We start from the raw sequence: 24,731 nt of genomic DNA on the forward strand, positions 1-24,731 counted from the left end.
GTCAGGTGTCAAGCCGGAGCCCGCCCGCACCCTCATGACCGGGGCGGGTGGGCTCCCGGCTCATTGCAGATTCCAGCGTTTCTTTTCCGGCCAGTAGCCATACTTCTTACGGCCATCGATCGCGCTCGTACGGAACGGCTTTCCCCCGTCGTTCACACGCACCGTGCCCTGCTGGCCGCCGCTGCTCCAGCCGATTTCCAGGTACCAGCTGACGTCATGCCCCTCGGTGTGCACGTTGAGGTTCAGGACCTGCGGATCCCTGGTGGAGACCTTGAAGGGGAAGTTCTTCGCGGGCACCACGACGTCGCCGTCCTGTCCGGCCACGGGCTTCGCCAGCGGCTGGGAGTCGTCCAGGTCGATGTCGAAGGTCTGCGGGGTGACACCACTGCCACAGCCGTCACCCAACGCGTAGACAGGCCAGGACAGCGCGGCACGCTTGCCGACCACCCGGACGTTCAGGGAGGTCAGCACCACGGCGTCGTCCGTATTGCCCGTTGCGGTGAGCTGCAGCAGCATGTGACCGCCGCCGATACCGCCCAGCGCCCGGGCCCAGTCACGGGTGTCCTGCGGTGCGCGCGGCGGTGGCGGGACATGGTCCGGGGTCTGCTGGAGGAGATAGTTGACGCCACAGGGCTCATCCCAGTTGTACGAGCTGATGCCGACCTGCGGAGCCGCACCGCCCCGGACGTCATCCGGGGCCCTGCTCGCGCGGGAGCCGTCGGACCGTGCCGAGCCGGGCGTGCTGGGCCGCGCCTTCTTGTCAGGGGCCGGATGCCGGTCCTCTGAGCTGCGACCCGGTGAAGGACTCTCCGGCCGCCGCGTGGAAGCACCGCCGGCAGCCGGCGTCCGGCCTTCGCCCTGCGCACTCTTCCTCGGGGAACCGACCGTCGTGCGCTCTTCGACGGCTAAGGCCGCCGGTACGGCAACGGCTGCCACCGCACTGACCGCCAGGACAATACGAAGGAGGGCACGCCGCCCCGGACCACGCCTGACCGCCATCGGCCCCGCGACCACTTCCTGCTCGTCGTCGGTGGGCGATTCGTCGGCTGAGGCGGGTGTGGCGGGTGTGGCGGGTGAGTCCGGTGCGGCCTGCGTGTGCGGGGCGGGTGGTGAGTGCGGCGGGTGCGGTGCGGGTGACGAGCCGGGGGCGCGGTGCGGTTCGGCGGCGGAGGTGTCCGCCGCAGGGGCGGCAGGTACGGCCGTATCGGCGGAGGTGTCCGCCGCAGCCACTGAAGACCCGGCCATACCTACGGACGTGTCTGCCGCAGCAGCAGAAGCCCCGGCCGCATCCGCCGACGCATCTGCCTTATGAGTCGACGAGGTGGCCGGCTCATCCGTCGACGAGGCGGCCGGGGCAGGCGAGTTCTTGGTGGCGGCGGACGTCGCACGACTCCGTCTTCGTGCCTCATCGGCGAGGATCCAGCGCCGGTGCAGCTCCACCAGTTCGTCCGCTGTCGCCCCGCACCGCCTGGCGAGGCGGTCGGCGGGCGCGAAGTCCATCGGCACGGCATCGCCGTTGCAGTACCGGTGCAACGTGGACACGCTCATATGCAACTGCCCTGCGAGGACGCCGTAGCTGCGACCGGAGCGCTCCTTCAACAGACGCAGCAGCCCCGCAAACCCCTCTGTCTCTGTCCCCACCCTGCTCCCCTGTTCGTTCCGCCGCTCCGGGACAGCGTTCCAGGGAGTCATCATTCCCCCAGGTCAGCGCCCATTTCGGCGTTCTTCTGTCCCTCATTGTCCCGGATCCGCCCGCAACCGAACGCACGCCACGCAGGCTGCACTCAGGCTGTGAGCAGCACCACGAAACAGAAGACGCCGTGCGAACTTGGGGACTTGGGGACTTGGAGGGTGGGGGGCTTGGGGACCTGGGGACTTGGAGGCGGACACTTGTCCTCGGCGGTGCTCGTCCGCGGTGGGCCTCACGGCTCCACTCCCGGCATACAGCGGGTCAGCAGGCCCAGGATCCGCGTCTCCCGCCCATGGCGCCCCATTCGCCGCCCTCTTCGCGCCCCGCACCAACCCTCAGTGGCCGGAGGGCGGTTCGAAGCAGCCGGTTTCCATGAATGGGCCGTTGGTCTTGACCTCGTAGTTGGTCTTCTGGACGAATGCCGTGACGCAGGCGTCCTTGCGGACGCGGAGGCCGACCTGGGCGCCCTCGGGGGTGACGTAGTGGTCGGCCTCGTGGCGCGGGTCCATCGCCCGTACGGTGAGGTTCCCGCCGTGGCGCTCGCCCTTCGGACCGGTCCGTTCCTCCTCGTACCCGAGTTGGAGCAGTGCCGCGCGCACGCTCTTGGGGTCCCACTTCTTCTGTCTCCAGAGCCGCTTGAGCACGGGCTCGATGCGGTCGGCTTCCTTCTGCGCCTCCTTCGCGCCGGCCGGGGACATCTCGCCGGAGCGGCGGTAGGCGTTGTTGTCGCCGTTGTGCGGGGCGCCGTCGACCACTCCGGGCTCCACGTAGGGGGAAGCGCCGGGTGAACTGGGGCGGGAACTCGGGGATGCGCTCGGGGATGCGCTCGGGGCACCGGCCGCCGCGCTGGTGCCGCGCTGCTCACCGCAGGCGGTCAGAGATATGACGGCGCCGAGGAGGAGAGCGGCGACTGCGACGCGTCTGCGCCGCCCAAGCCTCAAGGTCTGCATGGGCATGACTCTGCCATGACGGGGACGGCTGCACCGGCGAACGCTCCATGACGTTGCAGCGCTGCCTCTTTGCGCGGCGGGCGCGGGGACACCGAGTCCCGCAGAGCATGTATGATCATGGTGTAACTCCGGCGCAGCACACGGAGTCACGCGTCTGTGGTCCAAGGAAAGACGCCCGCCAGCCGGCGGGAAATGCAGGTGCAAGGCCTGCCGGGCGCTCCACACGCAAGGGCCCCTGTCTCGTGATGAGGCGGGGGCCCTTGCCGCTTGCCCCTTGCCCCTTCACGGCGGCACTTCACGGGCTTCCGACCCATGGGCGCCGTGGTGATCGTTCCGGGGCGGCCGGGCTCAACATCCGAGACTCCAAGTGCTGGTTCGCTGACACGTTGTGTAGCAACGCCGGGGCCTCAAACCCCCGCCGTCCGAAGCCCCCTGTATTCGCGCCGAGTTCCGGCCGTGCGGGGTCTCATGGTTTCGATGCTGCAAGAAAAGGATCTGCGGTGGAGGACGGCCGACATCGCGGAATATCCGGTTCCGCGGTGCGCCGCGGCGGGGCATGAGCACGATCCGCGCCGTTGAATCCTGCACCTCCGCCCAGGTGTTGTCTCGTTCCTTGTCCCACTCGCCGGTGCAACTTGATGATCCGGTCGTCCCTGTCAGCATGTGGCGGCGCGGGCCGATGGTCGGCGCGCCGGCTCGACGAACCGAATCCTCTGCGGTCCCGACCCGGAGGACGAGCCGAGACGAACAGAGGAGTGGAACATGTCGCGTCCCACCCGACGCCAGGTGCTGCACGGCAGCGCCGCGGCCTTGACCGGAGCGGTGCTCACCGGACCGGCCGCCTACGCCGACACCGCTGCCGCCCGCCCCGCGGACGGCCACGGAAATTCAGCCGGGCACGGGCCCTCCGGTGGTCACCAGATGCCGGAGCCCTTCGACGAGATGTACCAGGGCCGGCACATCGAGGGCTGGCCGGCTGACGACGGAGGCTCGCAGAACGGAGGCCACGGGGGTCACCACGCCGGCCGGGCCGCCGGGCCCCACGAGGGGATGGACTTCGTCGTCCGCATCGACAACGACGACCTCCATGTGATGCGGAACGCGGACGGCACCTGGATAAGTCTGGTGAACCACTACGAGACGTTCACCACGCCACGTGCCCTGGCGCGCGCCGGCGTTCGCGAACTCCAGGGCGCCGACCTGGTCCCCGTCGTCACCGGCTGAGACCTGCCCCTGCCCTTCCCCCCACCGAGGAGTCCTCGACATGGCAGACCGGAAGAACCAGGCGGACCTCACCGCCACGGAGAAGCGGAACTTCATCGATGCGGTGCTGGAGCTCAAGCGCAGCGGCCGCTACGACGAGTTCATCAGCACCCACAACGCCTTCATCATCGGTGACACCGACAACGGAGAGCGGACCGGCCACCGGTCACCGTCATTCCTTCCCTGGCACCGCAGGTTCCTGCTGCAGTTCGAACAGGCCCTGCAGAGCATCACGCCGTCGGTCATGCTCCCCTACTGGGACTGGACCGTCGACCGCACCTCCCGCAGCTCCCTGTGGGCCGAGGACTTCCTCGGCGGTGACGGGCGGAGCGGCGACGGCCGGGTGACCTCGGGGGCGTTCGCCTTCGGCAACGGCAAGTGGCCGATGAACATACGGGTGGACGGCCGGACGTTCCTGCGCCGCTCGCTCGGCACCGGGGTCCGCGAACTGCCGACCCGAGCCGAGGTCGACCGGGTGCTCGCCATGCCGGTCTACGACACCGCGCCCTGGAACAGCTCCTCCGACGGCTTCCGCAACAACATCGAGGGCTGGCGCGGTCCGAATCTGCACAATCGGGTGCACGTCTGGGTCGGCGGGCAGATGACCACCGGCTCCTCACCCAACGACCCGGTCTTCTGGCTGCACCACTGCTTCATCGACAAGCTCTGGGCCGACTGGCAGCGGCTGCATCCCAAGTCGGGCTACCTGCCGACCGGCAACACACCCGATGTCGTCGACCTCCACGACACGATGAAGCCATGGAACGACGTCACCCCGGCGGACCTGCTGGACCACACCAAGTTCTATACGTATGCATGACAGGTCCCTGACATCCGCCTCGGTCACCTGAGGGCATGATGGCGGCGCCGTCCAGAGCCGGGGAGCAGTCATCCTGCCGATTGCTCCCCGGCCCTGCGGCGGGCGGTATCGCCGCTGGGCTCAGGTGCCCAGGCCGGCGTCGCGTGCCAGGAGTGCGGCCTGTACTCGGTTTTCGCAACCCAGCTTGGCCAGGATCCGGCTCACATACGTTTTGACCGTGGCCTCGCTCATATGGATCCGCTGGCCGGCGTCCGCATTGGAGAGGCCCTCGCCCAGCAGTGCCAGAACCTCCAGCTCACGGTCGCTCAAGGTCTCCAGCCGACGGCGGGCCTGATCGGAACGGAGCACGCTCCGGCCGGACGCCAGCGAGTCCACGACATGGCGGGTGGCGCCCGGCGACAGATACGCATCTCCGGCCGCGGCGGCCCGTACCGCACGCATCAGCTCCGCGGGCGCCGAGTCCTTGAGCAGAAAACCCGCGCTGCCCTCCGCCAGCGCTCGCAGCACGTTCTGCTGCTCCCCGAAGGTGGTGAGGATCAGCACCCGCGCATCGGGGACGGCGCGGCGGAGTTCGGCCAGGGCCGTCAGCCCGTCCATGACCGGCATCTGGATGTCGAGCAGCACGACATCCACGCGCTGGGCCCGGGCCAGTTCGACCGCTTCGCGGCCGTTCGCCGCCTCCGCGACGACGTCGATGTCATCGGCCGAGGTGAGAATCATCCTGATGCCCGCCCGAATGAGCGGCTCGTCATCCGTGACGAGAACCTTGATCACGAGTCTCCTGCGCCCTCTTGAACGGTCATAGCTGCGGCCGTTCGCCATCATCCCCGATCAGGCCGCCCGCCGGGACATCACGGCGAGCGTTCCGCCCTTACGCCTTGACCTCGAAGGACTTCTTCTCGATCAACTTGCCGTCCTTGAAGCAGAACCGGAAGACGGGATCCTTCTCCCAACTGCTGCCGAATTCCGAGGAGTTGAGGCTGAGGCACTTCGCCCCCTCGGGCACGGGCGGTGCGCCCTTGTCCAGACCTTCGGCCAGGAACGAGGAGCCGTCGGGCAACCGCTTGCGCACCTCGGCCTCGGACTGGCCCACCTTCACCGCCGCGTACTCCTTCGGCTCGATCATTACCGTGTCCATTTCCTTCATGAGGAAGACCCCACCGACGACGACGCCGATCACCACCAGCAGGGCGATCAGTGCCGCCACCCCGCAACCGATGGCTATGCCGCTGCTTCTCTTGTCCGTGCTCATTGCCTTGGTCAGCTCCTTCGGCAGACCGTTCCAGTCGATGACCGGATCACCTTCGCCGGGCGAACCCGCCGAAATCTGCTGCCGAAAGTCGCCTGTTGGATCAACGAACGTCGCCGTCGCCCTGCCGGGCGAGGGGCGCGTGGCACCGGCTTCCGACGAGGTGTACGGCAGCACCCCCGCCAGCCGGAAGCCGCCGTCGGCCGTCGGGCCCACATGCACCATGCCTCCGACGAGCCGGGCCCGCTCCCCGAGCCCCGTCAGGCCCTGGCCGCCGCTCACCACGCTCCGGCCGTCGTCCGCGGTCCCGGGCGCGGGACCGTTCGCGACCTCCACGACCAACGAGTCCGGTTCATAGCGCAGTTCGATGGTGATCGAGGCGCCCGGAGCGTGCTTGTGGGCGTTGGTCAGGCCCTCCTGAGCTATTCGGTACGCCGCGTGATCGGCGGTCGGGGCGAGCGGACGCACCTCGCCCGAGCGCCGCAGCTCCACGGCAGTACCCGCGCTCCGGGACACCTCCGCCAGGCGCTCGATGCCTGCCACCCCTCGCGCAGACGCCTTGGCGTCCTCCTCCCCCATGGCCTCGAGGGCAGGAGTCGGGGCACCCCCGGTGGCCGCCGAGGGAGTGGCCCCGTCCCCGGGGCCGTGGGTGCCGTCCCGCAGCAGCCCCACCACCTCGCGCAACTCGTGCATCGCGCCCACCGACGCTTCCCGCAGCACCCCTACGGCCTCCCGCTGCCGCCCGGTCAGCTCGCGGTCCACCTCCAGCGCTCCGGTGTGCACCGAGATGAGCGCGAGCTGATGGCCGAGGCTGTCGTGCATGTCCTGCGCGATGCGCTGGCGCTCGCGCATCCGGGCCTGTCCGGCGATCATCGCGCGCTCGCGCAGCAGTTGGGCGTTGTACTCCCGCAGGGTGTCCAGCAGGGTGCGGCGCTGCGACCAGTAGCGGCCGGCGAGGCCGGGCACGACGGTCGCGACCAGCGTCACCAGGACGCCGACGAACAGAATCGCCGGCGAGATGCGGGGCAACTCCTGCTGGAGTTCCAGGCCGAAGCTGAGGGCATACGCAAGGGCGAAGGTGCCGGTCGCCCTGCCGACCCCGGTGATCCGGCGCCCGGCCGACCAGCCGACGAGTGGGGTCAGCGGGGCGAGACCGGCGAACGCGGCCGAACTCACGACGGTCACCAGAAGTACGGTCCCGGGCAGCACCCGGCGCAGCTGCAACAGCAGTCCGGCAGCCAGAGCGACGGCCACGATCTGTACCGCGCCCCCGTTGCGCAGGGACTCGATCCCCGCCGCCAGCGTCCCCAGCACCACGCTCAGCAGCAGTTCGCCCACGATGCGCCCGTGCGGCCACATCCCGGGATCGAAGAGAGCCCTGCCCGGATCGGCCATCCGCCGGATCGCCCCACGCAGCCTCGCCGCCGGCGCCTGGCGAGCGCGCCTCACCCGCTCCATACCTTCCACACCTGTCACGCAGCCACGTTAAGCAACCCCTCCTGCCGGCGACACCACCTTTCGTCTCGATGTGCCGCAACCAAAGTCGCACGTTCCTGTGCTGGGGATGGTTCGTGATGTGCCGGCACATCAGGCCCGCTCGCTGAGCCGGGTCGGCACGGATCACCGCCGGTACGGCAGTGGCGACGGCGACGGCGTCTCACTCCGTCAGTCGGGCGAGACGGGTGAGGTGAGGACAGCGCGCACGAGGTGATCCGCGTACGAAACGGTCAGTTGGCCCGGCCGGAACAGGATGCGGTACATCATCGGGGCCACGACGTGGTCCACGACTGCTTCGACGTCCACGTCGGGAACGGTTTCGCCGCGCCCCCTCGCCCGGGCGAGGATGACCTCGATCTGGTCGGCGGCGTAGGCCGAGCACTGGCCGGCATTGCTGCCGTCAGGGTCGCCGAGGAGCGCGTCGCGAATGTAGGCGCGTCCCGACGGTGACGCCATCTCGTCGAGGAACTGCCTGGCCCAGGACTCCAGATCCGTGTGGAGGCTTCCGTGGTCGGCGGGCGGCTCCTCGGGGCGCAGGCGTTCGACCGCCACGTCGGACAGGAGCTCGTGGAGATCGCCCCAGCGACGGTAGACCGTCGACGGGGTGACACCCGCGCGGGCCGCGACCGCCGGTACGGTCAGTGAAGCGCGGCCCTGTTCGGCTTCGAGTTCCCGCACCGCGGCGTGCACCGCCTCCTGGACGCGGGCGCTGCGCCCGCCGGGGCGGGCCATGGCCTTGGGACTCATGACACCACCTTAAAGCAAAATCGTTGCGTCAGGGGTGGGGGCCTCCCTGAAGCCCCTCCCTGAAGCCTCTTCTCAGCAGTAGCAGGCCTCGCCCGCGGAGAGCCCAGCCTCCGCCGAGGGCGCGGCGCGGGCGCACTTACTGCCGGACCGGCCGCTGCACACCAGCGCGCCCTGCGTCCGCCCCTCAGGCCGTCACCACTGCCACCTCACCCGGCTCGCTCCGGACCGATTCGTAGGCATGCCCGGCCCGCAGCACAAGGGCTTCCCCCATAGGCGGCCCCATCAGCTGCATCCCGATGGGCAGGCCCGCGTGATCGCGGCCGACCGGCAGGGTCAGCGCCGGGACCCCGGTGATGTTCGCGGGCGCGCACAGACGGACATATGCGTCGGAGACACTCTCCGTCGTACCGTCCGGCCATTCCACGGTGTCCTGACCGGCCTCGGCGGCCGTCATCGGCACCGTGGGCGCAGCGATCACATCGACCTGCTCGAACAGGCGCCCCCACTCCCGGCGCATGAGGGTACGGGCCCGCTGGGCCCGCAGATAGTCACCGGCCGAAAGGAGCTCGCCGGCCTCCAGCAGCACCCGGACGTCCGGCCCATACCGCTCAGGGACCGACCGTAGAGCTCGTTCGTGGTAGGCGGTCGCCTCCGGGACCATCAGGCCCCATTGGATCGCCTGGATGTAGCGGACCATCGGGATCTCGACCTCGACGAGGTCGGCCCCGAGGTCCGACATCTGGGCGATGGCGCGTCGTACGGCGGTTTCGACCTCGGGACCGATCCGGTCGAAGTAGTAGTTGGCGGGCACTCCGATCCGCAGACCCTTCAAGTCCCTCCCCTTCAAGTCCCTTTCCCGAGGGAGGGGGTGGTCGGGCCGCGCCGCACCGAGGCCGGCCGGATTCTCGGCGTCGTGCCCCGCCAGCGCGGAGAGCACCAGCGCCGCGTCCCGCACCGTACGGGTGAGCGGACCGACATGGTCCAGGGACCAGGACAGCGAGGTCACACCGTCCCGGGGGATGAGGCCGTAGGTCGGCTTGAGCCCGACGACTCCGTTCAGCGCCGCGGGTACGCGGATGGAACCTCCGGTGTCCGTACCCAGGGCGAAGGTGGCCGCTCCCGCGGCCACGGCGACCGCGGAACCACCGCTCGACCCGCCCGCGACGCGGCCCTGGTCCCAGGCGTTGTGCGTCTGGGGTGTCGTCAGCCCGTAAGCGAATTCGTGCGTATGCGTCTTCCCCAGGAGCACCGCGCCGGCGTCGAACAGGCTCCTGGTCACCGCGCTGTCGGCCTGCGCGACATGCCCTTCCCTCACCCGGGAACTGGCCGTGGTCGGAAGACCGGCGACATCGATGAGGTCCTTCAGCCCGAACGGTATGCCGTGCAGCGGGCCGCGGTACCGGCCGGCCGCGATCTCGCGCTCCGCCAGCGCGGCCGACCTCCGCGCCGCTTCACCCGTCACGGCGACATACGACCCGAGCCGTTCTTCGACAGCCTCGATGCGTTCGAGCACGGAACGGGTCAGCTCCACCGGCGACAGTTCCCCGTTCGCCACAGCGTCGGCCGCCTCGCCGAGGGTCAGTTCAAAGGGACGCATCGTTGGCCTGCCCTTCGACGATGTGGGTGGCGGGGGGTGTCTCCCCGAAGTCCAGCTCACGCAAGGTGCTCACCACGGCGTGGATGTGGTTCGCGGCGGCGGCCACCTCGGCGTGACGCTCGCTCTCCAGCGGGAGCCCCGCGCGGAGCGCCCATCGGGCGGCCTCCGCGGGGGTGAGTTCGACGGCGCTCATGGATGCCCTTCGTGTGCGTGCAGGGTGCGTTGCGGAGCGGCGGTCCGGCGACCGCCACGACAAAAGCAAAAGATTTGCCTTAGTCGACGGTAGGGGCTAGCGTCACCTAAAGCAAATAAATAGCGTTTACGGCGAGGGGCTCTCTGGGCTCCCGCGGGGGCCCGTCAACTCTCACTGCCAACTCCCGCGTCAAGTACGAGCGAAGGAACGGAAACGCCGCATGCACAGCCACTCGACACCCTCATCCAGCAGCACGTCCCCGGCCTGGGACCTGGGGGACCTCACCGTCCACCGCATCGACGAGGTGGCCCTGCCCCCGCAGACCGGCCCCTGGCTGCTGCCGGCAGCCACCCCTGACGTGGTGGACCAAGCACCCTGGCTGCGGCCCGACTTCGCCGACGAGGCCGGCACCCTGCGACTGAGCAGCCACAGCTTCGCGTTCTCAGCCGACGGCCTGCGCGTCCTCGTCGATACCGGTATCGGCAACGGCAAAACACGCGCCAACCCCGCCTGGAACAACCTCGACAGCGACTACCTCGCGCGCCTCGAGGCGGCCGGCTTCCCGCCGCAGACCATCGACCTCGTGATCCTCACACACCTCCACACCGACCATGTCGGGTGGAACACGTATGCCGACGGCGACACATGGAAGCCCACCTTCCCCAACGCCCGTTACCTGACGGCCCGAACGGAGTGGAACTACTGGGCGACGGCAGACATGGACGAAGCCCGGCGGCAGATGTTCCGGGACTCCGTCCATCCCATCAAGGACGCCGGCCTTCTCGACCTCGTCGACATCCCGGAAGAGGGCACCGAGATCGCGCCAGGTATCCGCCTGATCCCCACCCCCGGACACACCCCCGGCCACCTCGCCGTCGAGCTGCACGGCCGCACGGCCACCGCCCTGATCACCGGCGACTGCATCCATCACCCCGTACAGCTGCTCCACCCCGGCATCGGCAGCTGCGTGGACAGCGACCCCCACCAAGCAGCCGCCACCCGACACCGCCTCCTCGCCTCCCTGGCCGACACCGGCACCCTGATGCTCGGCACCCACTTCCCCTCCCCCACGGGCGGCCTGGTGCAATCCCACGGCGACTCCTATCGACTCACCCCTCGCCCCGCGGCCCCGGCGCACCACACCTCCACACCCCACTGACATGACGCGGTCTGGCGCTCCCTGAAAGCACCGGCGAGGAGCCATTACGGGGCAGCCCCGGCAGGCCCCTGAGATCGGCAGGAGTGCGACTCGTCCGGGGGCACGATGAACGGGCGGCAGGCGGGCCGGATCCTGGTGGCGGCCGCCGAGAGCGGCGGGGCAAAGACGAGGAAGGGGCATCATGAACACGCTCAGGACACACCCCGCCGGGGTCTCCGACGAGCCTTTGAGCCATCCACGCATCCGACAGGCTTTCCGCAGCACCACACTGCTCGTCGGGTGCTACGCCGGTCTCAGCGTGCTCACGCTCATCGCGGTCGTCCTGCTGCGCCATCACCCCAGCATCGTGACCGAGGCCGTCTGGGGCCGAGCGACCGTCGTCGTAGCCACGTCCCTGCTCATGGCCTCGTTCGCCGCTCGGACGGTCCGCGGCGACCGCCGCTCTTACCTCCGACTACGGCTGGCCTCGGGCGTCATGGTGGTGGTCATCGCGGTCATCATCGCGCTGCCCGGCACATTTCCGCTGTGGCTGAAGATGGAACAGGGCCTGTGTGGAGTCCTCCTGACCGGTGTCGTCGTGATCGTGAATGGCAAGCGGATGCGCTCCGCGTTCGCCTCCAAGTAGGGCAAGCGCTCCGATGCTCGCGATGACCCTTCAGAATCGGAGGCGCTGACCGCAAGCGGAGGCGGTTCGGCGACCCGCCGACAGACCCACCGACAGACCCGCCAACAGGCCCTCCCGTAGCGGCGGAAAGGTGCTCGGTGCCCTGCCCCGGTGTGTGGCACCCAGGCAGCACGCGTCCTGGTCAGCGGTTTCCGGGGCGTCCAGGCTGGGTGGCGAAAGGGACGGGCAGCGGGCGGGAGGAGGGCGTCGTGCCGCGGGCAGGTGAGAACGGCGTTGACGCTTGCTGCCGTCTGGTCCGACACGCCGAGCGCGGGCGGTACTGCCCCAGCGCACCACGGCCGAGAGAGGGGACGACACCGCCATGACTGGGCAACGACTGGACGGCAAGGTCGCGTTGATCACCGGGGCGACGGGAGGAATCGGCGCCGCGACGGCCAGGCTGTTCGCCCGGGAGGGCGCGCGGCTGGTCGTTACCGATGTCCGGCCGGAGCCGCTTGCGGCGCTCACGGAGGAGCTGGAGGAAACCGGGACGGAAGTCGTCTCCGCTTGTCTGGATGTTTCGTCCGCCCAGCAATGGGATGGCGTGATCACCACCGTCCGCGAGCGATTCGGCACTCTGGACGTTCTCGTCAACGTCGCGGGCATCCTGGACTGGCCGGGTATCGAGGACACCCGGGAAGACATGTGGAACCGCGTCATCGACGTGAACCAGAAGGGCACCTGGCTCGGGATGAAGGCTGCGTTGCCGCTGCTGCGCAGCAGCGGCAACGCCTCGGTGATCAATACCTCGTCCGTCCTGGGGCTCGTGGGAAGCGGAGCAGCCGCGGCCTACCAGGCGTCCAAGGGCGCGGTGCGCCTGCTCAGCAAGACCGCGGCCGTCGAGTACGCCCGTCAGGGAGTGCGGGTCAACTCCGTCCACCCCGGTGTCATCGCCACGCCGATGATCCAGGAGCTCCTGGACGAGCAGGGCGACCAGCAGCCGGACATCGTGCGTACCCCGATGCGCCGCGCCGGCCATCCCGATGAGGTCGCCTCGGCCATGCTGTTCCTCGCCGGCGACGAGTCCTCGTTCGTCACCGGGACCGAGCTGGTGGTCGACGGCGGTCTCACCGCCCACTGACCCACGCGGCCCGTCCGCGACCGGGGAACGGCTCGGCGCGGACGGTGCCCGCGCCGAGCCGTCGAGGGGACGTCAGTCGAGATCCTCCGAATAGTCGGTCGTGGAGCAGCCCTCGATTTCTCCGTCGTCCGCCGTCTTGCCGGGGGGAGCCTTGAAGTCCGGGGTGCAGTTGAGGAACAGCAGTCCGGCCTTGAGGAGTTGATGCCGCTGGTCGTCGCTGCTCGGGTCGACGGCGAAGTCGTCGCCGATCATGAGCTCGTCCTGTTCGTCGTCGTCCCCCTTGACGGCGGTCTGGAACGCCTCCATGTCCTCGATGGTGAGGAAGTCGACGTCACCGTCATCGCCCGCCGGGTCCTCGCACTCGCCGCCGCCGTTGATGCCCGTCATACCCATGGCTTCCACCCGCTGGACCTCGGGGGGTGAGGCGATGTCGATGCTCTCGCAGTGGAGCGTCGACTTGAGGAAGTCCCCCGCTTCCTGGGGTGAACCCGCGGAGGGCAGACCGCAAGCCGAGACCGACGCCAAGGCGACAACGGTTCCTGCGGTGGCAAGTATTCGGGCGAAACGCATGACGTTCCTTTGCAGATGTGGCTTTGAGCCGAGCGCACGCCGACCGGATTCGGCGGGCGGTGCCTCGGCTTCGAGGGTGAAGAAAGCCAACTGCTCTCTCCCCCGCTCCCCCGCCGTGATCAGTTGACGGGGACATGTTAAGCGGAGCCGGATGCCAGAGCAGCGCGTCAGAGGGCCACGTTCGAGTCGATGGCCGTTTTTCTGCGAAATCGCGGCTCGGATGGACATTCCCCTGCACCTCTCCGGTGTTTTGCGCCGCCCCCTCGATAGTGGCGCGCACGCACACCGCCGACACGCTCCGGGACGAGAGGCAGGCAGCAATGAAGGCACTGGAACGGAACCCGCTTCCACTGGAGGGATTGCTGGGACGGGTCGAGCGATTGGTCAACCGGCTGCCCAATCCGTTCGTGCTCTTCGCCGGCATCTTCGGTCTGGTCGCCGTGGTGTCGACGGTGGTTGCCGCCTTCGATGTGACGGTGCAGGTGCCGGGGGAGAAGAAGCCGACGCCGGTGCTCGGCGCGCTGACGCCGGAGGGGCTCAGTCATCTCCTTGGCACGGCCACGGATTCGTTCATGGCCTTTCCCGCGCTCGGCCCGGTGCTTGTCATCGCGATGGGCATAGGCGTCGCCCAGGGCACCGGCGCCCTGGAATGTCTGATGCGGTTCGCGTTCCTGCGGGTGTCGCGGCGCTGGGTTCCCTACCTTGTCGCCTTCGTCGCCTGCCAGGGGCACGTACTGGCCGACTCCGCCTACATCCTGCTGCCGTCGCTCGCCGCGATCGTCTTCAAGGCGGTGGGACGGCACCCGGTGGCGGGCCTGCTCGGTGCCTTCGTGTGCGTGGGGAGCGGCTACGACGGAGGGATTCTGCTCGGCACTCTCGATGTGACCACGACCGGTATCACGCAGAGCGCGGCGGAGCTGCTGCCGGGCATCGAGGGCTATCACGTCCATATCGCCATGAACTGGTTCTTCACCGCGACGGCCGGACTGATCCTTCCGCTGGTCGGTGGCTTCCTCATCGACCGGGTCCTCGAACCGCGGCTGGCGGCCTGGAACCCGAAGCACGATCCGGCGCATTCCGGTTCGGAGGGGCCGGCCTCCGAGACGCTGGCGACCCCGGTGCAGCGCCGGGCGCTGCTGATCAGCGGCGGGGTGACGCTGGCGGTCGCCGCCGCGCTCGTCACCGCCTGGCTGCTGCCGGGCAGCCCGCTGCGCGGGGAGGACGGGGTGCTGGCTCCCTCCCCCTTCGTCGACAGCCTCGCCCTCGTGCTGTCCGGGCTGTTCTTCGTCTTCGGCGTCGTCTACGCCCGCTGCGGCGGGGTCGGCAAGGAAGCGCGTGCCGTCTATCCGCACCTCATCGGCGCGGTGCGGGACATGTCCGGGTTCATCGTACTTGTCTTCGCGATCGCGCAGACCATCAATCTGCTGACGTGGAGCAACTTGGGCAAGCTCTTCGCCATCGGTCTCGCGGACGGTGCGAAGTCCGCGGGGCTGGGGGGCTTCGGGATCCTGCTCGCGGTCGTGCTGGTGACCTCGCTGCTGAATCTGCTGATCACCTCGGGCTCCGCGCTGTGGTCGATCCTGGGCACCGTCATGGTGCCGGCCGGGATGCTGCTGGGCCTGTCCCCCGCCGCCATGCACGCGGCCTTCCGGATCGGCGACTCCGTGACCGGGGCGATCACGCCGATGCAGGTCTTCCTGTACTTCGCGCTGGTCTCGGCGCAGAAGTACCAGCCCGAGCTGAGACTCGGCACGGTCATCTCCCGGCTGCTCCCGTTCGCCCTGTCCTTCGCGACGGTCTGGACCGTCATCCTCACCGGCTTCTACTTCCTCGACCTGCCGCTGGGCCCCGGCGCCCCCATCCATCTGCCGTGAGCACATCCCCCATCGACCAAGGCAAGGACTGCTGATCTTTGTGACCGAGAACGACCTCCTGTGGCTGCCGGCCCGGGAACTGGTGGAGCTCCAGCGGCGCCGTGAGGTGTCGGCGCGCGAGATCCTCGACGCCCACCTCGCCCAGATCGACGCGGTGAACCCGAAGGTCAACGCGATCATCACGCTCGCCGAGGACCACGCCCGTGCGCTCGCCGCCCGCGCCGACGCCGCCGTCGCACGCGGAGAGCTGCTGGGTCCGCTGCACGGCCTCCCGGTCGCGCACAAGGACCTCGCCCCGACCAAGGGCATCCGGACGACCTACGGTTCGAAGCTCTACGCCGGCCATGTGCCGGACCATGACGCCTTGGTCGTCGAGCAGTTGGTGAACGCGGGTGCCGTGACGGTCGGCAAGACCAATGTTCCCGAGTTCGGTGCGGGCATCCAGAGCACCAACGAGCTGTTCGGCCCCACCCGCAACCCGTACGACCTGAACCTGACGGCCGGCGGCAGCAGCGGCGGTGCGGCGGCCGCCGTCGCGACGGGAATGGTGGCCCTCGCCGACGGCGGTGACACCGGCGGTTCGCTGCGCAACCCGGCGACCTTCTGCAATGTCGTGGGGCTGCGGCCCTCGGTGGGTTCGGTCCCGATGTGGCCGGCCAACGATCCGTTCGCGCCGCTGAGCATCCAGGGGCCGATCGGCCGTACCGTCGACGATGTCGCGCTGCAGATGACGGTGCTGACGCGGGCCGATCCGCGGTCCCCCTGGGGCCTCGGCGACGCGTCCCGGTTCAACGCCGGTCTGGAGTACGACTTCTCGGACGTACCGGTGGCGTGGAGTGCGGACCTCGGCGGTCAACTCGCCGTCGACGACGCCGTGCGCACCGCGATGCAGCCGGTGCACGAGGCCCTGGCCGGGATCTCCCGCAAGGTCACCGTCGCGGCCCCGGACATGACCGGGGCCGACGAGGCGTTCCGCACGCTGCGCGGCTGGTACCGGGCGCTCAACTACGGTGACCGGTACGCCGCGAACCCGGAGGCCTTCGGCATCAGGGTCCGCCAGGACATCGAGAACGGGCTGGCGACGACCTCGGCGGGTCTGATGCGCGCACACAAGCTGCGCGGGCTGCTCTTCCAGCGGTTCGCGGAGTTCACCCGCGAGTACCGCTATCTGGTGACGGTCACGACGCAGGTGGTGCCGTGGAGCGCGGATCAGCTGTGGCCGGAGCGCATCGGAGACACCAGGAGCGAGAACTATCTCGACTGCATGCGTTCCATGTACTGGTTCACTGTGCTCGGCGTACCCGCCCTGTCGGTGCCGGCGGGCTTCACCGCGGACGGGCTGCCGGTAGGGGTGCAGATCGTCGGGCGCAGCGGCGACGACCTCGGCGTTCTGCGGCTGGCCCGGCAGATCGAGCGGACGCTCGGTGCGGGCCTGCGGCGGCCGGCCGTCGCGGTTCCCGTCGTCGGCGGCCGTACGGGCACCACCCGCCTCACCGGCTGAGGCCGCTCGGACGCCAGATGTCGAGGGGGACGACGCCATGGCTTCGTCCCCACGCGTCCAGCAGATGACCGCACAGCTTGTCCTGGCGCAGCACCACGGAACGGTCCGCGATGTCCGCGTACGGAAGCGCCCGGCGCAGTTGCACGGCCCAGTCGTGGAGCGCGTCCACCGAGTGCAGGGTGACCGTGACCAGCAGGTTGTTCGCGCCGGACAGCGCCGCGCAGCTGCGGGTCTCCGGGAAGGCGCCGAGCGTACGGCCGGCCTCCTCCAGCCGCTCGTCCGGGACGTTGAGCCACAGCAGGGCGCCGGTCGGCCAGCCCGCGAGGGGCCGCGCGACATCGCAGCGCAGGAGCAGATCGCGGTTGCCCAGCAGCCGGTTCAGCCGGCGCTGCACGGTCCGGGGTGTGACACCCAGCTCCGTGGCGATATCGGTGTAGCGGATCCGGCCGTCGTTGCTGAGCGCCACGATCAGTTCGCGCTCCCAGGTGCTGTACGCCGTGGCCTCGGCGCTCTGCGGTTCCGGGCGGGTGCGGAGCAGGGCTCGCTCCTGGCGCTGGTTCAGCACGCCCAGGCGCCACTGCGATCCCGTGCGGAAGTTGCGTGTCACCAGGTGGGAACGGACGCGGACGACGCCCTCCTGCCGGGGCAGGCTCGTGAGGAGGTAGTCGGACATCGAGGCGAAGTCCGGGGTGAAGGCGATCGCGAACAGGTCGTAGGTGCCGGCGACATGCTGGATGGTGAGCAGGTGGGGCTGACGGGACAGCTCGGCCGATACCTGGGCGGCACTGCCCGGTTCGCAGTGGATCTCGACGAAGGCCCGGCAGGTGCGGTAGAGGAGTCCGGGGCCCAGCGCGGGGGTGACCCAGGCCAGGCCCTTGCTGCTGAGGCGCTCCCAGCGGCGGGCCAAGGTCACCGCGTCCTGTCCGAGGACCTTTCCCAGCTCGCTCCAGGTCGCGCGGGGCGCCGCCTGGAGGGCGTTGGCCAGCAGCAGGTCGTCCTCGTCCAGCTGCTCCGGACGCGGCACCTCGGTTTCGCTGCTCACCGGGCGAGTCTATAGAGGCGGCACTTCCCTCTCCAGGCTGCCGCCCCGTGTGACCGGCCCTCATTCCGCCGGGAAGTCGGCCCGCCCGCGGGAAACCGTGAGACCGGTGGAAAGGAATTCCCGTACGCAGACTTCCTGGCCGGGCGGGACTGAAGGGGCGCAAAATACGCCGCGAACTCGTGGGCCAGATACCCCTGTATCGCCTTCAGGGGGTGTGCCGGAGTCTGCGGGTCCGGCTTTGTGAAGCCGGGGTCGGTAGGGGTTGTGGCGCATTGTGCGCGGAAATTAGGTTCCCACCGGGGAATACCGGTGACCGACGAGGAACTTCGTACGGCGCGTGCCGCCACTCCTATCTGCGGGAACGCCGACCCGAGTGGTACCGGGATCCGCTCCGACCGCGACCGATCGAGAGGTTTCCTCATGACCTTGGCCAGTTCGGAACGAGTGACCATGTTCGTACCGGATTTCCCGTTCGCCTATGACGACTGGCTGCGACATCCGGCCGGACTCGGCGCCGTGCCCCGGCACCGGCACGGCACTCCGGTGGCGGTGATCGGCGGCGGGATGTCCGGGATGACCGCGGCCTATGAGCTGATGCGGCTCGGGCTGCGGCCGGTGGTGTACGAAGCCGAGCAGTTGGGCGGGCGGATGCGTTCGGTGCCGTTCCCGGAACATCCCGAGTTGCTGGCCGAGATGGGCGCGATGCGTTTCCCGGTGTCGGCGACCACGTTGTTCCACTACATCGACCAACTCGGCCTGCGTACCTCGCCGTTCCCCAACCCGCTGGCACCCTGCACTCCGGCCACCCTGGTGCATCTGGAAGGACGCGCGCACCGGGCGCGGTCGGCGGCCGATCTGCCCTCGGAGTTCCAGGAAGTCGCGGATGCCTGGGCCAAGGCGCTGCAGGACCGGGCCGAACTCTCCAGCATGCAGGACGCGATCCGTCGCCGCGATATCCCCGTGCTGAAGGCGATATGGAATCAGCTGGTCAAGGAGTACGACGACCAGTCCTTCTACGGATTCCTCGCCACCAGTCCGGCATTCGCGTCGTTCCGGCACCGGGAGATCTTCGGCCAGGTCGGATTCGGCACCGGCGGATGGGACACCGACTTCCCGAATTCCATCATCGAGATCCTCCGTGTCGTCTGCACCGCGGCGGACGACGACCAGATGACGATCGAAGGCGGCGCCCAGCAATTGCCCCGTGGGCTGTGGACGCACCGGCCCGACCGGCTCGCGCACTGGCCGGCCGGCACCTCGCTGGCCGGTCTGCACGGGGGATCTCCCCGGTCCGCCGCTGTGCGCATACGACGCGATGCCGAGGGCTACGAGGTGACGGACGCCGACGGCCGCCGGGACCGTTATCCGGCCGTGGTGTTCAGCCCGCACGTCTGGGCCCTGCTCAATCATGTGGACAGCGATCCGGACCTGCTGCCGACCGACCTGTGGAGCGCCGTCGAACGCACCCACTACATGGGTTCCTCAAAGGTGTTCGTGCTGACCGACCGGCCCTTCTGGCTGGACACCGATCCGCACACCGGCCAGATGGCGATGGGGATGACCCTCACGGACCGGATGCCGCGCAGTGTCTATCTGTTCGACTCGGGACCGGACCGGCCGGGCGTGATGTGCCTGTCCTACACCTGGAACGACGACTCGCTGAAGTTCGCCACCTTGTCGGCGGAGGAGCGGCTGGAGCTGCTGCTGACCAAGCTGGGCGAGATCTACCCCGGGGTGGACATCCGCTCGCACCTCATCAGCGCACCGCTGACGATCACCTGGGAGACCGAGCCGCGGTTCATGGGCGCCTTCAAGGCCAATCTGCCCGGTCACTACCGCTACCAGCGGCGGTTGTTCAGCCACTTCATGCAGCACGAGCTCGACCCGCGACATCGTGGCTTCTTCCTGTGCGGCGACGACATCTCCTGGACCGGCGGGTTCGCCGAGGGTGCCGTGACCACCGCGCTGAACGCGGTCTGGGGAGTGGTCGACCACCTCGGTGGCAGCACGGCTCCGGAGAACCCCGGCCCCGGCGATGTCTTCCACGAGATTGCGCCGGTCCGGCTTCCGGAGTGAGCGTGGGCCGGCTCCGGGCCGCATGAGGGGGCCTGCACCGCCTGGTGCAGGCCCCCTCATGCCGCCACCGTTATGCGGTGCCGGAAGTCGCCGACACCGCTTGGGAGATCGCTTCGATGATCCGGGGCGCCTGAGCGTTCAGGTAGAAGTGCCCGCCGGGGTAGGTCTGCAGCTCGAAGTGCTCCATGGTGTGATCGCTCCAGGAGCGGGCCTCATCGATGCTCACCTTCGGGTCGCTCTCCCCGACCATCGCGTATACGGGGCAGTTCAGCGGCGGCCCCGGCTGGTAGCGGTAGGTCTCCGCGGCCCGGTAGTCGCTGCGGATCGCGGGCAGCACCGCGCGCAGCATCTCCTCGTCGTCCAGCGTCTGGGACTCGGTGCCGTTGAGCGCCTTGATCTCCCGGACCAGTGAGGCGTCGTCGTACAGATGCGCCGTCTCCTCGCGGTGCCGGGACGGTGCCCGGCGCCCGGAGGCGAACAGGGCCTGCAGGGTGATCTCGCGCTGTTCGAGGCGGAGCGCCACCTCGAAGGCGAGGGTGGCGCCCATGCTGTGCCCGAATATCGCCAGCGGCCGGTCGGTCCAGGGCAGCAGCCGCTCGGTCACCGCGTCGGCGAGATCCGCGATGTTGTCCAGGCAGGGCTCGTTCCGGCGGTCCTGGCGGCCGGGGTACTGAATTGCCAGCACATCGATCGCCGGGGCGAGCGCCCTGGACACCGGGAAATAGAAACTGGCGGAGCCGCCGGCATGGGGCAGGCAGACCAGCCTGGTCGCGGCCTCGGGCGCGGGATGGAACCGTCGGACCCACAGATCCTCATCGGCGTGCGCGTTCACGTGTGCATCCCCTCAGACTTCCGTACGTGGTGAAACCCTCGGACGACAGTGCTTGCCGGCCGTGCCGTCGGCAACCCCTAACAGTGCGCGTACGCCCCTATGAGCCCGTCACACGGTCGAGTTGAGGGGTGTGCCGGTCAGGGCTGATGGTGCAGCAGCGCTTCCGCGAGGGTGACGGAGGACGGGGCGAGCGTGGTCGCGCCGCCCTCGATGTCCCACAGCTCGTTCTGCAGCAGCCGCCCCAGCGTCCAGCCGGTCGCACGGGCACGGTCCAGGTCGAGGACCTCGGTGAGCAGGTCGAAGCGGCGCCGCACCCTGCGCAGAGGGTCTCCCTTCGCGACGACGTCCTCCCACCGGCTGTCCAGGGCGGGCCACAGGTCGAAGCCGGGGTCCCCGGACAACGGCTCGGGGTCGATGGCGAGCCACGGCTCGCGTTCCGCGGCGAGCACGTTGTCGTAGTGCAGATCCCAATGCAGCATCCGGTCGCCGGGTTCGCCGACCAGCTCGGCCACCGCCGACGCCCAGCCCCGCAGGTGTTGACGGTCGGCCGGGTCGGCCAGAGCCGTGACCGCCCGCGGCACCTGCTCCAGCATCTCGGTGGCGATGTCGCCGAGGCTCCTGAGTCCCGGCGGCGCGGGGACACGGACCAGCCGCGCCTGAAGCCCGGCAAGGATGCCCATCGCCACGTCGTCGTCCTCGATCGAGGCCAGCGTGCGGGCACCGTCCAGCCGTTCCAGGAGCATGGTGCCGCTCTCGGGACTGTCGTCGAGCAGCCGCACCATCCCCTCGCCGTCCCAGGTGCGCAGCCCGATGACCGCGGCGCGGGTCTCCTCCCTGGGCATCTGAAGTTTGAGGACCGCGCGTGTGCCGTCATCGCGCAGCACCGGCAGCACCAGCGAGGCTTCCCCTGCCGCGGCCGCGCCGTCTAGTTCCAGTTCCCAGCGGTCCAGGAATTCCGCGGCGAGGTCCGGCAGCCCGGCGATCCAGGCCGTCCCTTCCTCGCCGAAGATCCTGGCGTATGACGCCGCCAGGAGTTGCGGGACCTCGACCGCCTTCGACGTGCTCATATCGGATGCCCTTCAACGGGGGTGGAACCCACGATTTCCGGTCCGCTGTCGCGGACCGGAAATCGTGGCGGTGTAGACCCCTGGACAGCAACGGTCACGGACCGCCGCCGACACACGGGGGAGGGGAATCCACCGGTTGGTCGCCTCGCCCACGGAGCTATATGGGCTCGGCGTTGCTATTCTCCGCGGGATTTCGCGGTCTCGACGTCCGCCGAGTCGCGCTCCCCGGATTCCTTCTGCTTGGGGTCCTTGTAATTCGGGTCGTAGAGCTTGCGCCGCCCGTCCACCTTGCGGACCGCCCAGATGCTGGTCATCACGGCGAAGAAGGTCAGCGGCCAGCCCATGACGAGCCGCGCGATGCCGAGCCAGGTGGTCTCGTCCATGTTGTAGAGCCACCGCTCCACCGCGAACCGGGAGAAGCTCAGCATCGACCAGAGCAGAGTGGCCAGGTCGTAGTAGAACTTCGACTTCCGGTCCCGGCGCCAGAACGTTCCCTGGAAGTTGGCCGCAGCCCAGACCTGGCCGATCAGGGGCCGGCGCACCAGCACGGACAGCAGCAGAATGCTGCCGATACCGACCGTGATCCAGTTGCCGAGCAGGTAGTAGCCCTTGGCCTCACCGACGAAGACGGCGACGCCGGAGGTGATGAGCACCGTGCCGAGGCCGATGAAGGCGGCTGCCAGCTTCTCCTTGCGCAGCAGCTGGAAGATGCCCACCAGGACCGCGGTGCCGATCGAGGCCCAGATCGCCGGCCACATGCTGGTCAGCGCATTGACCACGATGTAGGTGATGACCGGCAGGATGGTCAGGATCGTGCCGTAGACCCCGCCGATGTACTCCCAGGCGTAGGCCAGCTGTTCCTGGAAGTTCTCCGGGACCTGCTTCTGCTCGTCCTTGGCGTCCGTTTCCGGATGGTCGGTCACGGACGAGGAAGGCGACTCGGCCGAGTGCTTCACGTCTCCCCCAGGTGCGGCGGACGGCCGGTGAGCTTCCCGGCCTGGGCTCGGTGGTGCGTATGCAGCCTGGTCACATCGGTGTGGTGCATGGTTCGGTCTCCCCACGAGGCTCTTCAACGTGCTCCATGCTGGCCGGAGACGATCCGTGAGACATCCCAGCTAGGTCCCAAGAAAAGGTGGAGCTACCTCTACCCCCGTTCGCCCGGCGGGCCGCCGGAGGTGCCCGGGACGGACGCCCCGCCGGCCGCACCGGCCCGGCCGTGCCCGCGGGGGACGATTCACCTCATTGCGTCGGCACTTCCCACCCGTTCCGGCGAGATGATCAGGGGTTTTGCGCTGCACGGCGGACGGGTTTCCGATTATTCACCTGCCGCCGAATTGACGCCCGATATGGGTAATGCGGGTGCATTTCTTCGCCTGCCCTTCGCAAGCGGCGGGAGGCCGTTTGTGAAATTGAGAACCCACCCCTATTCGCCGGGCAAAATCTTTTGAATCTTGACGGCTGTTCATCTCCGCAATAAGTTCCTGGCCTGTCGCCTGACAATTACCTTGAGGGGAGAATTCCATGACGGATATTGACAGCAGCGGGTCGGTGCAGGAATTAAGCTTCCCCATGGCCCGGCGCTGCCCCTTCGCCCCGCCACCGGAGTACGCGGGTATGCGAGCGGACTCCCCGCTGGTGCGCGTACAACTGCCGCACGGCGGGAGCGCCTGGGTGGTGACCCGGCATGCCGAGGCGCAGCAACTGCTGACCGACCCGCGGGTCAGCTCCGATGCGAGCCGGCCGGGCTTCCCGAGCGTCCGGCCGCCCGAGGAGCCGCCGGCCGACGAGGCCACGGGCGGCGGGGAGCCGCTCACCGCCGAGCAGCTCAACGAGCTGGCGGAGATCGCCCAGTTCCACGAGGGCCAGTTCATCAACCTGGATCCGCCGCGGCACAGCCACTACCGGCGCATGCTCATCTCCGAGTTCGGTGCACGGCGGATGAACCAGCTGCGGCCGGAGGTCCAGCGCATCACCGACCGGCTGATCGACGACATGCTGGCGCGGGGCTCCCAGGGGGATCTCGTGGAGGATCTCGGTCTGCCGCTCTCCTCGCTGGTCATCTGTCAGCTACTCGGCGTCCCGTACGAGGATCATGAGTACTTCCAGTCCGCGACCAGGACGCTGGTCCAGCTGAACGCCGAGCCCGAGCAGGTCAAGGCGGCGATGGAGGGGCTGATCGACTTCCTTGACGAGCTGGTCAAGGCGGCCGTGAAAGCACCCGGCGACAACCTCATCGGCCGGTTGATCAACGAACAGGTCGGTACGGGCGAGCTGACCCGCGCGGCCCTGGTGGGCATGGCCTTCCTGCTGCTGACCGCCGGACACGAGGCGACCGCGAACATGCTGCCCCTGGGCATGCTGACCTTGCTGGAGCACCCGGAGCAGCTGGCCGAACTCCGCGAGAACCCCGCGCTGCTGCCCGGTGCCGTCGACGAGTTGCTGCGGTTCCACTCCGTGTCGGACTGGGCCGCCTTCGACCGGGTCGCCCTTGACGACATCGAGATCGACGGCCGGACAATCAGGGCCGGTGAGGGCATTTTCGTGCTGAGCGCCTCGGCCAACCGGGACGAGCGGGCCTTCGCAGACCCCGACACGTTCGATATCCACCGCAAGGCCCGGCACCATATCGCCTTCGGATACGGGGTACACCAGTGCATCGGGCAGAACCTGGCCCGCGCCGAGCTGGAGATCGGGCTGGGCACGCTGCTGCGGCGGATGCCTTCCCTGCGGCTCGACAAGCCGATGGATGAACTGCCGTTCAAGTACCAGAACTTCGTCTTCGGACTGCATACGATGCCGGTCCGCTGGTAGACGCACCACCGGGTGTCATCGGTCCCTGGGAGGCCGGGGACCGATGAC

22 protein-coding genes and 1 tRNA gene are annotated in these 24,731 nt (G+C 69.0%); 10 read left to right on the plus strand and 13 right to left on the minus strand.

Going from position 1 to position 24,731, the window contains the following annotated elements:
* Window positions 1-60: 60 nt before the first annotated feature.
* Entirely contained in the window at window positions 61-1,695 is a 1,635-nt protein-coding gene (locus tag NUT86_RS05810) for a helix-turn-helix domain-containing protein (RefSeq protein ID WP_342456224.1), read from the minus strand.
* A 330-nt stretch (window positions 1,696-2,025) separates the two neighbouring features.
* Entirely contained in the window at window positions 2,026-2,640 is a 615-nt protein-coding gene (locus NUT86_RS05815) for a hypothetical protein (RefSeq protein ID WP_274733891.1), read from the minus strand.
* Between the two features lie 150 nt (window positions 2,641-2,790).
* On the opposite strand from NUT86_RS05815, the gene NUT86_RS05820 reads away from it, so the two are divergent.
* The 3 genes from NUT86_RS05820 (at window position 2,791) to melC2 (ending at window position 4,723) form a co-directional block, all read left to right on the plus strand.
* Window positions 2,791-2,862 (plus strand) — tRNA-OTHER (locus tag NUT86_RS05820).
* A 540-nt stretch (window positions 2,863-3,402) separates the two neighbouring features.
* The gene (melC1, locus tag NUT86_RS05825; protein ID WP_093641062.1) at window positions 3,403-3,864 is read left to right on the plus strand and encodes an apotyrosinase chaperone MelC1; all 462 of its coding nucleotides are present in this window, start codon (window positions 3,403-3,405) and stop codon (window positions 3,862-3,864) included.
* A 40-nt stretch (window positions 3,865-3,904) separates the two neighbouring features.
* Window positions 3,905-4,723, plus strand: a complete 819-nt coding sequence (gene melC2 / locus NUT86_RS05830; RefSeq protein ID WP_109887945.1) for a tyrosinase MelC2 — start codon at window positions 3,905-3,907, stop codon at window positions 4,721-4,723.
* A gap of 120 nt (window positions 4,724-4,843) precedes the next feature.
* On the opposite strand, the gene NUT86_RS05835 is transcribed toward melC2, so the two are convergent.
* The 5 genes from NUT86_RS05835 to NUT86_RS05855 form a co-directional block, all read right to left on the minus strand.
* Entirely contained in the window at window positions 4,844-5,497 is a 654-nt protein-coding gene (locus tag NUT86_RS05835; RefSeq protein WP_018091616.1) for a response regulator transcription factor, read from the minus strand.
* A gap of 97 nt (window positions 5,498-5,594) precedes the next feature.
* Window positions 5,595-7,367: a sensor histidine kinase gene (locus NUT86_RS05840; RefSeq protein ID WP_381681407.1), complete on the minus strand. Its 1,773-nt coding sequence runs from the start codon at window positions 7,365-7,367 to the stop codon at window positions 5,595-5,597.
* A gap of 270 nt (window positions 7,368-7,637) precedes the next feature.
* Window positions 7,638-8,201: a TetR/AcrR family transcriptional regulator gene (locus tag NUT86_RS05845; RefSeq protein ID WP_159492259.1), complete on the minus strand. Its 564-nt coding sequence runs from the start codon at window positions 8,199-8,201 to the stop codon at window positions 7,638-7,640.
* Window positions 8,202-8,400: 199 nt separating this feature from the next.
* Window positions 8,401-9,813, minus strand: a complete 1,413-nt coding sequence (locus NUT86_RS05850; RefSeq protein WP_274733896.1) for an amidase — start codon at window positions 9,811-9,813, stop codon at window positions 8,401-8,403.
* Entirely contained in the window at window positions 9,800-10,006 is a 207-nt protein-coding gene (locus NUT86_RS05855) for a hypothetical protein (RefSeq protein ID WP_018091612.1), read from the minus strand. The genes NUT86_RS05850 and NUT86_RS05855 overlap by 14 nt, the downstream gene beginning before the upstream one ends.
* 220 nt (window positions 10,007-10,226) lie before the next feature.
* Between NUT86_RS05855 and NUT86_RS05860 the strand changes: the two genes are divergently transcribed.
* From NUT86_RS05860 to NUT86_RS05870, 3 genes are all read left to right on the plus strand, one after another.
* Window positions 10,227-11,165, plus strand: a complete 939-nt coding sequence (locus NUT86_RS05860; protein WP_274733899.1) for an MBL fold metallo-hydrolase — start codon at window positions 10,227-10,229, stop codon at window positions 11,163-11,165.
* 181 nt (window positions 11,166-11,346) lie between these two features.
* Window positions 11,347-11,790 (plus strand): hypothetical protein, encoded by a 444-nt coding sequence (locus tag NUT86_RS05865; protein ID WP_274733901.1) that lies wholly within the window; start codon window positions 11,347-11,349, stop codon window positions 11,788-11,790.
* A 361-nt stretch (window positions 11,791-12,151) separates the two neighbouring features.
* Window positions 12,152-12,910, plus strand: coding sequence for an SDR family NAD(P)-dependent oxidoreductase (locus NUT86_RS05870; protein WP_266441840.1), 759 nt, complete (start codon window positions 12,152-12,154; stop codon window positions 12,908-12,910).
* 72 nt (window positions 12,911-12,982) lie between these two features.
* Here NUT86_RS05870 and NUT86_RS05875 read toward each other — a convergent pair whose 3' ends face one another.
* Window positions 12,983-13,480, minus strand: a complete 498-nt coding sequence (locus NUT86_RS05875; RefSeq protein WP_162596861.1) for a hypothetical protein — start codon at window positions 13,478-13,480, stop codon at window positions 12,983-12,985.
* Between the two features lie 320 nt (window positions 13,481-13,800).
* Between NUT86_RS05875 and NUT86_RS05880 the strand changes: the two genes are divergently transcribed.
* Entirely contained in the window at window positions 13,801-15,354 is a 1,554-nt protein-coding gene (locus tag NUT86_RS05880; protein WP_274733905.1) for an AbgT family transporter, read from the plus strand.
* Between the two features lie 40 nt (window positions 15,355-15,394).
* A complete protein-coding gene (locus tag NUT86_RS05885; protein WP_274733907.1) occupies window positions 15,395-16,855 on the plus strand; it encodes an amidase family protein in 1,461 nt (486 codons plus the stop codon).
* Here NUT86_RS05885 and NUT86_RS05890 read toward each other — a convergent pair.
* On the minus strand, window positions 16,845-17,897 hold the full coding sequence (locus NUT86_RS05890; RefSeq protein ID WP_018091605.1) for an Lrp/AsnC family transcriptional regulator: 1,053 nt from the start codon (window positions 17,895-17,897) through the stop codon (window positions 16,845-16,847). The two genes, NUT86_RS05885 and NUT86_RS05890, sit on opposite strands and share 11 nt — an antisense overlap.
* A 450-nt stretch (window positions 17,898-18,347) precedes the next feature.
* Between NUT86_RS05890 and NUT86_RS05895 the strand changes: the two genes are divergently transcribed.
* A complete protein-coding gene (locus NUT86_RS05895; RefSeq protein WP_274733910.1) occupies window positions 18,348-19,973 on the plus strand; it encodes a flavin monoamine oxidase family protein in 1,626 nt (541 codons plus the stop codon).
* A 70-nt stretch (window positions 19,974-20,043) separates the two neighbouring features.
* Here NUT86_RS05895 and NUT86_RS05900 read toward each other — a convergent pair whose 3' ends face one another.
* The 4 genes from NUT86_RS05900 to NUT86_RS05915 form a co-directional block, all read right to left on the minus strand.
* Entirely contained in the window at window positions 20,044-20,805 is a 762-nt protein-coding gene (locus NUT86_RS05900) for a thioesterase II family protein (RefSeq protein ID WP_159490804.1), read from the minus strand.
* Between the two features lie 137 nt (window positions 20,806-20,942).
* The gene (locus NUT86_RS05905) at window positions 20,943-21,872 is read right to left on the minus strand and encodes an aminoglycoside phosphotransferase family protein (RefSeq protein ID WP_274733913.1); all 930 of its coding nucleotides are present in this window, start codon (window positions 21,870-21,872) and stop codon (window positions 20,943-20,945) included.
* A gap of 176 nt (window positions 21,873-22,048) precedes the next feature.
* A complete protein-coding gene (locus NUT86_RS05910) occupies window positions 22,049-22,828 on the minus strand; it encodes a DUF3159 domain-containing protein (protein ID WP_018091601.1) in 780 nt (259 codons plus the stop codon).
* Window positions 22,829-23,191: 363 nt separating this feature from the next.
* Window positions 23,192-23,395, minus strand: coding sequence for a hypothetical protein (locus NUT86_RS05915; protein ID WP_274733915.1), 204 nt, complete (start codon window positions 23,393-23,395; stop codon window positions 23,192-23,194).
* On the opposite strand from NUT86_RS05915, the gene NUT86_RS05920 reads away from it, so the two are divergent.
* Window positions 23,394-24,683 carry a cytochrome P450 gene (locus NUT86_RS05920; protein ID WP_229838652.1) on the plus strand — a complete coding sequence of 430 codons (1,290 nt, stop codon included), beginning with the start codon at window positions 23,394-23,396 and terminating at the stop codon, window positions 24,681-24,683. The two genes, NUT86_RS05915 and NUT86_RS05920, sit on opposite strands and share 2 nt — an antisense overlap.
* Window positions 24,684-24,731 lie beyond the last annotated feature (48 nt).

It is taken from the genome of Streptomyces sp. G7(2002), assembly GCF_028870195.1.
Taxonomy (GTDB): Bacteria; Actinomycetota; Actinomycetes; order Streptomycetales; family Streptomycetaceae; genus Streptomyces; species Streptomyces nigrescens.

Coding starts and splice junctions, on each gene's coding strand:
- NUT86_RS05850 (WP_274733896.1), bottom strand. CDS start 9,813: ATGCGTCCCTTTGAACTGACCCTCGGCGAGGCGGCCGACGCTGTGGCG.
- NUT86_RS05840 (WP_381681407.1), bottom strand. CDS start 7,367: ATGGCCGATCCGGGCAGGGCTCTCTTCGATCCCGGGATGTGGCCGCAC.
- NUT86_RS05815 (WP_274733891.1), bottom strand. CDS start 2,640: ATGCAGACCTTGAGGCTTGGGCGGCGCAGACGCGTCGCAGTCGCCGCT.
- melC2 (WP_109887945.1), top strand. CDS start 3,905: ATGGCAGACCGGAAGAACCAGGCGGACCTCACCGCCACGGAGAAGCGG.
- NUT86_RS05865 (WP_274733901.1), top strand. CDS start 11,347: ATGAACACGCTCAGGACACACCCCGCCGGGGTCTCCGACGAGCCTTTG.
- NUT86_RS05860 (WP_274733899.1), top strand. CDS start 10,227: ATGCACAGCCACTCGACACCCTCATCCAGCAGCACGTCCCCGGCCTGG.
- NUT86_RS05845 (WP_159492259.1), bottom strand. CDS start 8,201: ATGGCCCGCCCCGGCGGGCGCAGCGCCCGCGTCCAGGAGGCGGTGCAC.
- NUT86_RS05920 (WP_229838652.1), top strand. CDS start 23,394: ATGACGGATATTGACAGCAGCGGGTCGGTGCAGGAATTAAGCTTCCCC.
- NUT86_RS05905 (WP_274733913.1), bottom strand. CDS start 21,872: ATGAGCACGTCGAAGGCGGTCGAGGTCCCGCAACTCCTGGCGGCGTCA.
- NUT86_RS05870 (WP_266441840.1), top strand. CDS start 12,152: ATGACTGGGCAACGACTGGACGGCAAGGTCGCGTTGATCACCGGGGCG.
- NUT86_RS05895 (WP_274733910.1), top strand. CDS start 18,348: ATGTTCGTACCGGATTTCCCGTTCGCCTATGACGACTGGCTGCGACAT.
- NUT86_RS05875 (WP_162596861.1), bottom strand. CDS start 13,480: ATGCGTTTCGCCCGAATACTTGCCACCGCAGGAACCGTTGTCGCCTTG.
- NUT86_RS05855 (WP_018091612.1), bottom strand. CDS start 10,006: ATGAGCGCCGTCGAACTCACCCCCGCGGAGGCCGCCCGATGGGCGCTC.
- NUT86_RS05915 (WP_274733915.1), bottom strand. CDS start 23,395: ATGGAATTCTCCCCTCAAGGTAATTGTCAGGCGACAGGCCAGGAACTT.
- melC1 (WP_093641062.1), top strand. CDS start 3,403: ATGTCGCGTCCCACCCGACGCCAGGTGCTGCACGGCAGCGCCGCGGCC.
- NUT86_RS05810 (WP_342456224.1), bottom strand. CDS start 1,695: ATGATGACTCCCTGGAACGCTGTCCCGGAGCGGCGGAACGAACAGGGG.
- NUT86_RS05880 (WP_274733905.1), top strand. CDS start 13,801: ATGAAGGCACTGGAACGGAACCCGCTTCCACTGGAGGGATTGCTGGGA.